Genomic DNA, 12,572 nt, shown 5'->3' with positions numbered 1-12,572 from the left:
ATAGTGACATGACGGAAAAACTAGCGGTACATGTTGAGCAACTCGCCAGAGAATTCAAGATCCCCGGCAGACGTGAACGGGTGCGGGCGGTGGACGAGGCAAGCCTCTCTTTGGCGCGTGGATCATTCACCGCGATCGTGGGTGCATCTGGCTCCGGTAAGTCCACGCTGATGCTGTGCGTAGCGGGGCTGGATCAGCCAACCTCCGGGACCGTCCAGATACTCGGGAAGGAGACGAGCGCTATGGGGCGGTCTCAGCGCGCCACATTCCGCGCCGCAAACGTGGGATTCATCTTCCAGGATGGCAACTTAGTCAGTTCGCTGACCGCGCGGGAGAACGTCGCGCTACCAGGGAAGCTGCGCCACAGGGCGTTGAAACGGGAAGCGGTGGACGAGGCACTGGAGCGAGTTGGGCTGACGGGTCAGGCTCGGCGGCGGCCCTCAGCACTATCCGGCGGCGAACGCCAACGGGTTGCCGTGGCTCGCGTGCTGGCGTCGCAACCGGCTGTAATCTTTGCGGATGAGCCCACGGCGGCTCTTGATCTTGCTTCGGGGCACAAAGTGCTCGGGTGGCTGCGCGAGGCTGCCGACTCCGGAAGCGCCGTCTTGATGGTCACGCATGATGCGCAAGCAGCAGCGCGGGCCGATCGGGTGCTCGTGATGGATTCCGGACGGATTGCGAGCGAACTGGCTGGCGGAGATTCGGAAGCCGTGTCACGGGCGGTGTTGGACGAGCGGACTGGCCACGATGCACTGGCGGCATCAGATAAATCTTGTGAAGGAGCACTCCGATGATTCGTCTACTCTTTGCCGATCTGCGACAAAACGCCCGGATCTGGACATGGACCTTTGTTGTGGCCACTGTGTGTGGCGCCGCCGTTTCCTCACAGTTTGCCTTGCTTGAGGGAGGGAGGCACGCCGCGCTAGCTTTGGACGATCAGGACATGGCTGATGCAGCCATGAGCGTTTCTGTGACTGTCATTGTGTTCGTGGCGCTGAGCGCGCTGGCAGTACTCAGCTCCACCACACGGTTGGCGATCGAAGGCAGGCGCCCCGACATCGGGCTATGGCGTGCACTCGGCATGAAGCCGCGGACGGCCGGCGGCATTATCGTGGGTGAACTGTGCGTGATCGGGACGCTGGCAGGAATTGTGGGAAGCGTACTTGCCGTGCCGTGCGCGAAAGCTCTCCTTCCCTTGCTGAAGTCCGAGCAGGTCATGCTTCCCACTGCACGTCCCACCTTGGCGGGATCGAGCGCGGTATGGTGTGCAGTCATCGTTGCTGGGACCTGTGCGGTGAGCGGCTGGTTCGCGGTTCGTGGAGCTATGCGGACACCTGAGGCAAGGCTCATGCGGGGTAATAACAGTGTTTCCGTGGTGCGGCGTATTGCAGGTGGGCTCGTACGTGCGGCCCTTGCCAGTGGCGCAGCGGCCGGACTCATCGCCACGCTGGTTGTTAATCCTCAGGAGGTGGAGGACATCTTCAGCATTGTGACCGGATCTGGATTCGCCGTGCTGGCTCTAGTTATTTTGCTGACGCCATGGGTCTCTCCCTTAGTCGAGCGTGCGCTGGGTGTACTCGGCTCCAAGTCCGTTAGCTGGTACGTGGCCACCCGTACTTGCGCCGCGGAATCGGGCCGTTCCAGCGCGACCGTCCTTCCCTTCACGATAGCCATCGGGCTCACCGGTTTGTTCTTTGGGTGGAAGGCGCTCGGAGCTTCGGGGGTTACACCGGCGGGAATGTTCGCACTCTTCGGGCCCGCCCTGATCGTCGCGTGGGTTGGTGGCGTTGCGGTGATCGCAATGAGCGCCGGGCAGCGGCGGCGCGACGGCGTCCTGCTAGTTGCGGCCGGCGCTCAGGAACGCCAACTCACGGGCATAGACATATGCGAGGGCGTTGTTCACGCACTGACTGCCGTGGTTGCCGGTTTGGCCATCACGTTTGGCTCCCTGTTGGCAGGGGCGCACATTTTCCAAGTGGATAACTCTCAGGTATTGAGCGAAGGGCCATGGATTGAAGTGGGAGTTATTGCGTTAGCCACTTTGATCACCACGTGCGTGGCGGTGGCGGCCTCCCGGGCGCTAGCACCAACGTCCGCCACGCTGGCCGTCCTGCGTGCCGCGGAATAGGTGGCGCCTATGCGACTGCAGCCCCTAGATGCGCTCCGATTGTCTCCACGCCCGGTCCACAGAAATACTAATACCGCTAAAGGTTCTTGTTCCGTCAGGAACGTGCTTCCCTCTCGGCATCGGCACGATGATCACTTGCCAGCTCTTCAGCGAGGCTGCTCCCCTTGAGTTGGTCCCTCAATACTCTGAGTGCCTGTTCCTGACTCACAAGAATCACCTCGTTCTCCATCTCAACCAAGAGGAGGTTGGCTCCCTGCTTCCAATCTTGACTGAGCCGTAGATCCTGTGGAACTACGAGCTGTCCACAATTACCCATCGAAACTGCGTATGTGGTATTCACGATCACAGGCTACTACTCACCAGCAATCGTGCGAACAGGGTTCGGGCAGTCTTACCATGCTCTCACGACTTCCACAGAGAGGTGCCCGCGCCATTTCTAGCGCGGGCACCTGCTTCTTGTTGTTTACGGCTTATATTGCTATGCCCAAGACCAGTGGGCCCATGACCATCACGTTGATCGTGATAAGTACCAGCCCAATGATATTGAGGACTATGCCAGCCTTGACCATATCGCCAATCTTTAGGTAGCCCGAGCCGAACGCGATGGCGTTTGGAGGCGTTGCCACCGGCAACATGAAGGCGAATGTTGCCACGAGCGCCACGGGGATTACGAGTAGCGTAACGTCCACGCCGATTCCGCCGGCCACGCCGCCCATGATGGGTAGGAAGGCCGCAGCGGTTGCCGTGTTCGAGGTCATCTCCGTCAGGCCGAGGATAATGGCGGCCACAACGAGAACAATAAGCACTACTGGCAAGCCACCGATCCCGGAGGAAAGCTCACCAATCCACTGGCTAAGACCATTGTTTGTGAACGCCGCCGAGAGCGAGAGGCCACCTCCGAACAGAAGGAGGACGTCCCACGGGATATCTTTGGCTGTCTTCCAATCGAGTAGGGCGACACCCTTCGTCGGATGAACCGGGAGAAGGAACAGGACGAGGCCGATGCACATGGCGATAAGCTCGTCCGAGATCCCGGAATCGGGGAAGATAGTTGGTAAGAACACCCACGAAAGTGCGGCGAGGATGAAGACGATACCCACCATCTTCTCACCGCGAGACATCGGACCCATCTCGTCTAGCTCGTTATTGATTAGCTCCTTACCACCCGGGATCTCATCAATCTCGGGCTTGAAAATAACGTTGACCAGAAGCCACCAACCAATGAAGAGGAATATCCACGCCATTGGTGCCGCAAACAGCATCCACTGGCCAAAGCCCAAGATGATGTCGTGGTTATCCGCGAGATAGGCTCGCAGCAGCGTGTTTGGCGGGGTACCGATCAGCGTGGAGACTGACGCCATCGAGGACGAGTATGCGATACCGAGCATCAACGATTTGCCAAAATTGGACTTGAGCAGGTTCATACCCTCGTTCTGATCACTGACCAGCTTGAGAACGGAGAGGCCAATCGGAAGCATCATCACGGCCGTTGCAGTGTTGGACACCCACATCGTCAGGAATCCCGTGGCAATCATAAAGCCGAGGACGATTCGCTTGGGTTGCGTTCCAACAAGTTTGACCGTGACTAGGGCGATCCGCCGATGAAGGTTCCATCGCTGGATGGCAAGCGCCAAGAAGAAGCCTCCCATGAAGAGGAAGATGGTTCCGGAGGCGTATGGCGAGGCAGTATCAGAGAATTCTTGGGTTTGCGACAGCGGGAAAACCACAAGCGGAACGAGCGCCGTTGCCGCCAAGGGAATTGCTTCGGTGATCCACCAAGCTCCCATGAGGATCGCGGTTGCCGCGGTTATTTTGAGGCCGTTGGCGGTGAACATCGGCTCACCGTCGTCACCTGTCATTGACGCGAGCGAATCGGGGAGCTCATTTGGCATAAGGAAATATACGGCTACGGCCAGCACTATTCCGATAATGATGCCGAACACTCTCTTGTGAAGGCGATTCTTCGGAACCGGCTGTGCCGATTCGCCCTCTGCTTTTGAACTACTTGGATGGATGGTTGGGGTACTCATTCGGTTTCCTTTGCTGACGATTGATCAGAGACCGGTTGAGATATCTTGAATCGGGTTAGCCGCAGGTGGTTGGCATTATCTCGACATCAAGATAAACACTGACACTGTGAACATATCGGATAGTGACTCACAGGACTATTGACCTAATCCAACTGTTACCAAATTGTTATATTTCTGCATCAGTATAGAGGCATTAACACGGCATCGTGCGGATAAGTACCAGAAAATAGTTTCCCGATTGAGAGCTTTTAGAACCTTGAAGCAGCGCGAGAAGCTTCGCCGCTACACTCACAAAGCCAGAACATGTGAAAGCTCTTACACACAATTATCACGGACCAAATGTGTGCCGACGAGGAGGTGTTCCCGTTGAACCTCTCGATTCATCGGAGTTGCTGTGGCACCGGGTGCCACAGCATTCACTCGAATTCCCTGATCCGCCAGTTCGACGGCGAGTGCGCGGGTCATGGCCTCTAGGGCTCCCTTAGCCATCTGATACACAACATCGCCAGCAAACCCGCGCTGACCTCGAATCGAAGAGACAGTGACAACGGATCCGCTCCCCGCTAGCAACGGGGAGAACTGTTGGATGAGGAATAGCGGTGCACGCATATTGACGGCGGTGAGGCGATCGAACATATCGAGGGTCACGTCAGCAAGTTCGCATTTGTGCGAACTTGCAGCATTATTGACCAAGAGATCAAGCTCTGGTGGCTGCCCGGTGGTTTCGTGCCCTTCTCCAAGCCGCTCTGTCGCCCACGCCCCGATCGCGCAGACAGCTTCAGGTTCCCCCAGATCCGCCCGAAAATGGTCCTGACCACGTGCGGCCGGGCGCCTGGCAACAGTGAGTACCCGATATCCGGCGTGCTCGAGGGCCTCAGTGGTCGCCAAACCGATACCGCTTCCGCCTCCAGTTACCAGCGCGGTTTTCACGCGTTCCATCCGCTCACTGTTATCGCTGCGGTAGGGCCAGCGCCTGGGTTTGGGCGATCTGTCGCGATAGTTGATACCTCGGCGGTTGGCCTCACATGAACCTTGAGCGTCCTCTTTCGGTGAGGCGGGATCCAGAAACCGCTATCGGACGGAAGCACCATCCATCTTGAGTCACGGCTCTCGATCTGCACGAACACAGCTGGAACATCGCTCGTGTTCTCACAAGTGAGCGTGACTCGTCTCCCGAGTGGCTCGCTGACCCCATCGCTCTCTGCTATCCATACCACCCGAGCACAATGATCCTCTATGGCTCGGCGCAAGGAACCTTCCATGAAATGGCTCGTAGGGCGAGGCTTTGCCCTATATTCGGTTAGCACGGCGGAATCCGCCAAAGTGCGTGCAACTCGGATGATTCGCACATGCTGCACGGCGGGGTCCGCTACATCGGTTGCAACGATGATCGCGGAATCCGCCGCACCGCTCGGCAACTCCGTCACCACGCTTTCGAAGCCTTTAGGGCCAGGAGCTATATCGAGCCGGAGTCGCTCCACTTCTCTCAGCCGGTCGTTATAAACGAGGACCTCGAGAGTGCGTTGCGTGCTCTGCGCGGCGAGACCTACGCTGAACCTCAATGGTTCTCCCGGGGCTAGAGCCTCAGTTTCAGGACGCAACACGATTGCATCGCTACAATACGCACGGCGGATCGCGAAGTAGCCGAGCGTTGGGCGGCCTGAGTGATCAACAACCTGCATGCCCACGCTGGGCCAAGGGCGGTTGTATACCCACGGCATGAGAAGTTGGCAGAATGTGTCGCCCGCGGAGAAATCACTGATGACTGTCTGGTAGAGCTCAGCGGCGCCGAGCCCGTTGGCCTCGATCCCCTGCTCAAACGAGGTCAACGGTGAACTCAGATCGTCATAGATACGCGCACGTCCGAGCATTCGGGGAATCCGATCAGGCTTAAACTCTGACCAGTGATGACGCAGCACTGGATGGGTGTGAGCAAAGGCGTCCGGTTCTTGACTGAGGAGGGAGGTCAAGGGGCGCTCGCGTTCTTCTTTGGGAAGGATCTCCGCACAGGATGCGGCGGTGGGCAGTGTGTGGCCGCCCCACTCCGAGAGCGCCGGAGCCTCGCGATACATAGGGAGATACCAAGTCGTATCACATTCGAGATAGGGATGGACGTCCCCCGGATCGCTACAAGATCGCACGAAGGGGCGAGTTCCATCGAGATCGTGCAGCGTCCGCTCCAAGATTCCGATAGCCGCGGCATTTTCCGGGGCGTAGGGATCGAACTCGTTGCCACCACACCATATTGCTAAGCTTGCTCGGTTGCGCAGCCGCTCGGCGGTCCACGTCACCTGCTGCTCCCAGACGTCCAGCGGAATCCCCGAACAGTCATACATGGTGTTAATCGGGAAATCCTGCCATACCAGAAGGCCCAGCTCATCGCAGGCGTCGTAGAAATCCTCAGTCTCCAGCAGCCCACCACCCCACACTCGTACCAGCTGAACCCCAGCATCACGCATGAGCGTGAGGAAGTGGCGGGTACGCGTTCGGTCCTGACGCAGGAGATCTGAGGGCATCCAGTTCATACCGCGAACAGGGCCAGCCGCGCTCCTCCCGTTGACACGTAGCTTCCAATTGAACCAGTGATCCGCTGTTCGCGGGCCCGAGGTCTGCTCCCATTCAATCTGACGCAGACCTGTTCGAACCTCTAGGTGGTCGATCGCCTCAAGGTCAATCGAAACCGTGTATAAAGCGGGGTTAGAGCCGTCCGGCCCCATTCCATTTGGCCACCACAGCTCTGGCTCAGGGATCACAAGAGAAACCCTTGCCCACACACGTCCCGGTGTTGGATCAACGGCCGTAGTTACCGTCGCAACCTGCTCTCCGGCTGGGCCAGTAATGGTAACGAACACGTTGAGCGGTCCATGGCTCGCGGGCGCAGCTGGATCCGGGATACCCTCCGCCAGCCGCGGAGTCTGCGGCTCAAAAAACCGGTTGTCCCAATTTGGTGGAATCCCGCCGTGCCGCTGGACCCAATTGAGGTCAGGCTGAACTGAGGCGCGAAGAACCTCAACCTCCACTTCCACCAACGCTGAGCCGTCATCTAGCAGCCTCGTAACAACGCGAGGACGTTCCAGGCGATGATGACCGGTCTGGACCAGACGAACGGGCTGCCAAATCCCGGCCGTCATAAGATCAGGGTTGTTGATCCAGCGGCAGAAAGTTTCCGGTTTGATCAAGCGCCCTTTTGTTCCCGGACGAATCTCCTTACCTTGCCCGGAGCCAACAGGATTTAGAGCCAGAAGAACCTCGTGGCTGCCCTGATGAGATTCCGGCGGAGGTTCGTTGGACAACCACTCCGTGCAGTCCACGACAGGGCCGCCGAACATGCCGTGATGGTCCTGCACCAACTGTCCGTCAATCCATACCCACACGTCGTGATCAACACCGTCAAACACGAGCTGTGCGAACCTAGCTGTTTGATGAAGTACATCGGCTGGAATGAATGTGCGCATCCACCAGGTCACGTCAGCCGTCCAGCGATAGCCTTTGGAGTTGGTTCCCACATAGGGATGCCCCGGAACAGGCTGTCCGGGAGCGCCAACCCCGGCCAGATAACATTCCCACTGGACCATATCCGGGAAGTCCCGAACCGTGTGCCACCGTACCTGGCGGGTAGCTTCTAGTGAGGGCGAGCCGTCCTCCGACGTATCATCCTTAGGCGAGAATGCGAACTCCCACGTATCGATATTCAGCTGGTGCGCTGGGCCCCGCTGCCACACGTAGCGCGCAAAACTAATGCCACTCACTCCCCTTCTCTGGCAGCACCCACTCGCCGTTGTTGTGCGCTCTGTCCAGATCCTCTAGGTACGGCATACGAGCTATGTTCGCTCGGAACGACGGCTTGGACCGCCTTGCCAATCTCTCGTTCCCACAAACTCTACTCCAGTAGAATCTGTGCTGCAACGCACATAGTGTTGCTTGTGGAACTACTTCCCTGGTGGCAGTGCAACCGGTTCCTGCTGGCTAATCGGAGACGAACTGCCCTGCGGCGCCCGGCTCCATAACAGTTTTCGGAGAACTTACCGGAGCCGCAACAGCGTTGATTCCGGAGCACCTGCAAAAATCAAGGGCTCCCCACCTTTTTGTTGGTAGGGAGCCCTTTTCTGAGCCACCTGAGAGAATCGAACTCTCGACCTATTCATTACGAGTTCATCTGGCTTATATCGAGGCTCATCTATAGCGCCATCCAAATCTGGCCGCAAGCCTTGCCAGCAACTACGTCAACGCCCGCAGCTACAACCCTCATACCCAGCAAGGAATGTCTTAATAAGCGAGATTATTCGGACCTAAAATGGGAGTTGGATCACAGTTGATACATGTTTACAGAAAAACCTTCAGTATCTCACCGTCTGACTGTTCTTCTCGCGGACTGGGAGTTGACCATGCGCAGTCAATCCCTTAGCGCCCGAACAATCGAGGAACGGATTCGTGCCGTTGTTTCCGTGAGTTCTTACTCCGATGTAGACGCGGATTTACTTGGTCCGCGCCAGATCGAACAGTGGCTAGCATCAAAACCTACGGCAGGCACCCGATGGACCTATTTCACTCATCTGCGTGCCTTCTTCCGCTGGCTCGAAGTCACAAAGCAACGCGTAGAGAATCCCTTGCTCGAGCTAATTCCCCCAAAACGGCCTAAATATAATCCGCGGCCAATCGCCGAGATCCACATCAAAAACACACTAGCCCAGAAACTCAGGCCTTCCACCCGATTACAGATTCAACTTGCAGTTGTTGCAGGGCTCCGAGTGTCCGAAATCGCCAGTATCACCGGAAGCAACTACGATCCGGCGGCAGGAGTACTCACTGTCGAGAGCAAGGGTGGACAACTCAAAGCCATCCCGCTCCACTCCGAACTACGCGATGCCATTAACGAGATGCATTTGCCTAGTCGAGGTTATTGGTTCCCTTCACCGAAGGGCGGGCATATCAGCGGTAAGTCAGTTAGCCAGAATATCAGGGAAGCATTCAGCCGCGCAGGAGTGACGATTCAAGCTCACCAGCTTCGACATTCCTTCGGGACTCAACTACTCGGCAACGGCGCAGACATCCGTGTTGTTCAAACCCTCATGCGTCATGAATCTATCCAAAGTACTGCAATTTACACACAAGTTTCGGAGCCACAGCAGTCCGATGCTCTTGAACTACTGACATACCACAACGAGAGGACTGAATGATGATCACATTCACAGACGAATTCGAACTAGTCCAGGCTCTAGCAATAGTCTTGCGCCACCTCGAAAAGGATCCCACGCGGACATATGAAACGTCCCTGGTAGCGGTCACTCTTCAGCAAGTCACCACGTCCCTGACGAGGGAATACGTCGATGGACGCGACGTGCTCGCCCCACCCATCGGGATAAACGATCAGATCATGATCTCCGGTGAACTCGAACAGATCCTTACCCAGCACGCAGGCCACTAACCGAAAGGTACACCAGTGATTTCAGCAATCGTGAATCAGAAAGGTGGCGTCGGCAAGACCGCGCTAACCACCAACCTCGCTCATGTCCTCGCCACAGTAGAGAACTCATCTGTCCTCGTCGTCGATGCGGATCCACAGGCCAATGCAACAAGCATCTTCGGCCTAGAACTCTCCCCAACCAGCTTCACCCTCAACGACGTCCTGGCAGACGTCGCGAACGGCGGAACCGGCGCCGCCCAGGAAGCGATCGTTCCCGCCACCCAAGAGTGGCGAGGCAACAACACTCTCGACATCTTGCCCGCCGAGCGGGCCCTCGCCAGCCGGGAAACCGACATCACAATAGGCCGGGAAGCACGCCTCCGCCGCTCCCTAGCTCCAGTCAGAAAATCCTACGACCACATTCTCATCGACTGCCCACCCTCACTGGGTATGCTCACAACAAACGCTCTCGTCGCGGCCGACCAAGCCCTCATTGTCACCGCGCCGCGCTCTGAGGCCGCCGATGGCGTTGCAGGTATTTGGGACACCATCAGTGCCGTGCGGGATGCTTACAACCCAACTCTTGTGGTTGCAGGGATTGCAATCAATGCCCACCGCCCTGACCGTACCGACCGCAAAGCGTGGGTCGATGCGCTCCACGAAATCTACGGTTCCTTCGTTCTCGACCATGCGATTCCAGACCGAGAAATTGTCTCCGTCGCACGAACGAACCATGCACCTATCCCAGCGAGTAGTGCCACAAGTGACCTCTATCAGGCCCTTACGTCCGTTGCACGCGTCCTCGAAGGAAAGAACTAGTGAAATCACAACCAAAGCCAAAAAGGCCATCAAATCTTGACGTTGGCACCATGAGCACACCTGCACTCAAAAAGGCAGACGTCAACGATCCCATAGTTGCTGGCAGCGCCAGCACCGCACGCCCGGCCAGCAACGCTGGCAACCAGAAGAAATTCACTATCCGGCTCGACCAGGAACTTCTCGGGCGCATCCGCGCCGCCTATCTCGCAGATGCCGCCAATGGAAGCGGCCTAAACACATTGTCAAAGTGGGCAGCCCACCAACTTGAGAAAGCCGTGGAAGAAAGCGAACAACGAACCAACGACGGCCAGCCGAGACCACCACTAGACCCCGGAATCATCCCAACAGGGCCCTTGGGCTAGCTGAAACGAGCGAAGAAGATTATGGCTTTAACTGAAGAACAACATCAGACTATCCAGCGGGCACTCGAGCGGACCCAGACAGTGGCAATCGCAATCAATGAGCCAGAACGGGTTCCCGAAATTGCCAAGCTAAAAAATGACTTGACTGACTCGGTGAATCAGCAGTCCCAGCTATCCCCTGAACAAGTCCGTGAGATCGGTTTTAGTCTCGAAGCTTGGAGTGAAGAACTTCAACGAGCGACGCGATGGAGGGCACCGAATGATTTCAGCCCCACATCAGCCACCTTCGATGCGGCACTGCGCGATCTCGAAGCTGTCCGCAGTGCAGGCTCTGAATTCAGCCTCACCTATCTCTATAAACATCCTGACCATCGCGTTGACAGGATTCAGGACAACCAAGAGTCCGGCGTTCCTGGACTCAGCGCAAACGGTGAGCGTCTCGTCTGTGAGGCGCTCACCGACTACAGCGAACTCCGCAGAATCAACGCATCTGACTCGTACCGCGAGATTCAACGGGCACGCGAAGAGGGGAAGGCCGCCAGACCTTACGCCCTTGATATCGTAGCCACCGCAGACCAGGCCATACAGGCAGCAAATGCCGCTGTCGGCCTCATTCGAAATGGTGAACCACTCACAGAGGACATGGTCTCCGTTATCGCGGTCGCAGTCCAATCCAAGGGTGAGCACCTCTATCAGGACGCCTATGATTCGAAGGATCTAAAAGTGGGCAAAGCCCTGATCCAAATGAACGACGCACTGGCAGAAGCAGAAACCCAACTTGTCACGGCACTGCGCGAGAAGGAGCCGGAACGGGTCTCCTCTCGCAGGCCAAAGATCTATAACCCTATCGCGAACCCCCTGACTGAGTTTGTCGAAGAACAACGAGATTTTGCGCGCCTTTCGACAGGTGATGAAGCAACTGAGCGAGCGCAAGATGCTGAGGAAGCAACAGAAACGCTTGCACACGTCATGACATTTGAGCCACTGAATTCCTCTGATCTTTGGCTTATCTCAGACGCTGTGGAAATGAAGAAAGCCACTCTTACTCATGAACTTGAAGCCGAGGACAGTCCCTTTACACCAGGTGAAAAGACAGAGATTCGGGAGGAAATCAAAGCCCTCGACAATGCCCATCTGAACCTCCAGAAACTCCATACACAGACCCTTGATAGTCAGTACCTCCCAATCCAGAACACGGCCCACAAGAAAGGAATCGCACGATGAACAAGGAACAACCAGCCAATATGGACGAGGGACTCATCGTCTTTAAGAAGATCGACGACGGCACCTTCGGAATCCAAGGCGTCGGCCTCACCGAAGGTGAAGTGGTCACGGTCTCCACAAAGAGTGGAGCTGACCGAGAAGTCATTGTCAAAGACATAGTGGACGACTCACACGGCATCCAGACCGCACTCTACGAGTGGGCGCCAGATGTTGATTTCGTTCCTGGTCTCGCTATCTTCAAGAAACTTGATGACGGCACCTTCGGAATCCAAGGACTAGACCTCACACCCGGCGAATCCGTCACCGTTACAAAGAAGGACGGTTCAACGCGGGAGGTTGTCGTGGACGACATCACTGACCTAGACGAGAATCTCGCCACAGCCACCTACGTCCACGACGGCACTGAATTCGGGGATGATGGCACTATCAGCTTCCGCAGGCTCGACGACGGCACGTGGGGAATCAAAGGCTCCAACCTCGAGGAAGGAAAGACAGTCACGATCAGCAAAAAAAGTGGTGATACGACCCAAGCCCGAGTAGTTCAAATCCTCTCCGATAACAACGGGACCCAAACCGCTAGCGTCCAGCCGGTGCCCGAGAAGTAA

At 56.9% G+C, this 12,572-nt stretch carries 12 protein-coding genes; 8 read left to right on the top strand and 4 right to left on the bottom strand.

Annotated elements, in window-relative coordinates; translation table 11 throughout:
* The first annotated feature begins 8 nt into the window (after positions 1-8).
* Together DD236_RS01520 and DD236_RS01515 are read left to right on the top strand one after the other, a co-directional pair.
* A complete protein-coding gene (locus DD236_RS01520) occupies positions 9-794 on the top strand; it encodes an ABC transporter ATP-binding protein (protein WP_207785648.1) in 786 nt (261 codons plus the stop codon).
* Positions 791-2,128 carry an FtsX-like permease family protein gene (locus DD236_RS01515; protein ID WP_109092611.1) on the top strand — a complete coding sequence of 446 codons (1,338 nt, stop codon included), beginning with the start codon at positions 791-793 and terminating at the stop codon, positions 2,126-2,128. Before DD236_RS01520 ends, DD236_RS01515 begins: the two co-directional genes overlap by 4 nt.
* 94 nt (positions 2,129-2,222) lie before the next feature.
* Here the strand turns inward: DD236_RS01515 and DD236_RS01510 are convergent, their stop codons facing one another.
* From DD236_RS01510 to DD236_RS01495, 4 genes are all read right to left on the bottom strand, one after another.
* Positions 2,223-2,468: an AbrB/MazE/SpoVT family DNA-binding domain-containing protein gene (locus DD236_RS01510; RefSeq protein ID WP_133246031.1), complete on the bottom strand. Its 246-nt coding sequence runs from the start codon at positions 2,466-2,468 to the stop codon at positions 2,223-2,225.
* 130 nt (positions 2,469-2,598) lie between these two features.
* Complete coding sequence (locus DD236_RS01505) at positions 2,599-4,158, bottom strand: SLC13 family permease (protein WP_109092609.1); 1,560 nt, start codon at positions 4,156-4,158, stop codon at positions 2,599-2,601.
* Positions 4,159-4,473: 315 nt separating this feature from the next.
* Positions 4,474-5,097: an SDR family NAD(P)-dependent oxidoreductase gene (locus tag DD236_RS01500; protein WP_109092608.1), complete on the bottom strand. Its 624-nt coding sequence runs from the start codon at positions 5,095-5,097 to the stop codon at positions 4,474-4,476.
* Positions 5,085-7,907 (bottom strand): glycoside hydrolase family 2 protein, encoded by a 2,823-nt coding sequence (locus tag DD236_RS01495; RefSeq protein WP_109092607.1) that lies wholly within the window; start codon positions 7,905-7,907, stop codon positions 5,085-5,087. Before DD236_RS01495 ends, DD236_RS01500 begins: the two co-directional genes overlap by 13 nt.
* Positions 7,908-8,477: 570 nt before the next feature.
* Here DD236_RS01495 and DD236_RS01490 point away from each other — a divergent pair.
* The 6 genes from DD236_RS01490 to DD236_RS01465 all read left to right on the top strand — a co-directional run bounded on the left by DD236_RS01490 (position 8,478) and on the right by DD236_RS01465 (position 12,572).
* Positions 8,478-9,335 (top strand): tyrosine-type recombinase/integrase, encoded by an 858-nt coding sequence (locus tag DD236_RS01490; RefSeq protein ID WP_109092606.1) that lies wholly within the window; start codon positions 8,478-8,480, stop codon positions 9,333-9,335.
* Entirely contained in the window at positions 9,332-9,583 is a 252-nt protein-coding gene (locus tag DD236_RS01485; protein ID WP_109092605.1) for a hypothetical protein, read from the top strand. Before DD236_RS01490 ends, DD236_RS01485 begins: the two co-directional genes overlap by 4 nt.
* A 15-nt stretch (positions 9,584-9,598) precedes the next feature.
* Positions 9,599-10,381, top strand: a complete 783-nt coding sequence (locus DD236_RS01480; protein WP_109092604.1) for a ParA family protein — start codon at positions 9,599-9,601, stop codon at positions 10,379-10,381.
* A 50-nt stretch (positions 10,382-10,431) separates the two neighbouring features.
* On the top strand, positions 10,432-10,743 hold the full coding sequence (locus DD236_RS01475) for a hypothetical protein (RefSeq protein ID WP_133246030.1): 312 nt from the start codon (positions 10,432-10,434) through the stop codon (positions 10,741-10,743).
* 81 nt (positions 10,744-10,824) lie between these two features.
* On the top strand, positions 10,825-11,967 hold the full coding sequence (locus DD236_RS01470; RefSeq protein ID WP_133246029.1) for a hypothetical protein: 1,143 nt from the start codon (positions 10,825-10,827) through the stop codon (positions 11,965-11,967).
* The gene (locus tag DD236_RS01465) at positions 11,964-12,572 is read left to right on the top strand and encodes a hypothetical protein (RefSeq protein ID WP_109092601.1); all 609 of its coding nucleotides are present in this window, start codon (positions 11,964-11,966) and stop codon (positions 12,570-12,572) included. The genes DD236_RS01470 and DD236_RS01465 overlap by 4 nt, the downstream gene beginning before the upstream one ends.

Origin of the sequence: Ancrocorticia populi (genome assembly GCF_003123745.1) — a bacterium.
Classification (GTDB): domain Bacteria; phylum Actinomycetota; class Actinomycetes; order Actinomycetales; family Actinomycetaceae; genus Ancrocorticia; species Ancrocorticia populi.
Note: the sequence above shows the minus strand (reverse complement) of the source record. Positions and strands in the feature narration are given on the sequence as shown.

What these genes read in the sequence shown, in the direction of transcription:
- DD236_RS01520 (WP_207785648.1), top strand. Translation starts at nt 9, where the DNA reads ATGACGGAAAAACTAGCGGTACATGTTGAGCAACTCGCCAGAGAATTC.
- DD236_RS01515 (WP_109092611.1), top strand. Translation starts at nt 791, where the DNA reads ATGATTCGTCTACTCTTTGCCGATCTGCGACAAAACGCCCGGATCTGG.
- DD236_RS01505 (WP_109092609.1), bottom strand. Translation starts at nt 4,158, where the DNA reads ATGAGTACCCCAACCATCCATCCAAGTAGTTCAAAAGCAGAGGGCGAA.
- DD236_RS01500 (WP_109092608.1), bottom strand. Translation starts at nt 5,097, where the DNA reads ATGGAACGCGTGAAAACCGCGCTGGTAACTGGAGGCGGAAGCGGTATC.
- DD236_RS01490 (WP_109092606.1), top strand. Translation starts at nt 8,478, where the DNA reads ATGTTTACAGAAAAACCTTCAGTATCTCACCGTCTGACTGTTCTTCTC.
- DD236_RS01485 (WP_109092605.1), top strand. Translation starts at nt 9,332, where the DNA reads ATGATGATCACATTCACAGACGAATTCGAACTAGTCCAGGCTCTAGCA.
- DD236_RS01475 (WP_133246030.1), top strand. Translation starts at nt 10,432, where the DNA reads ATGAGCACACCTGCACTCAAAAAGGCAGACGTCAACGATCCCATAGTT.
- DD236_RS01465 (WP_109092601.1), top strand. Translation starts at nt 11,964, where the DNA reads ATGAACAAGGAACAACCAGCCAATATGGACGAGGGACTCATCGTCTTT.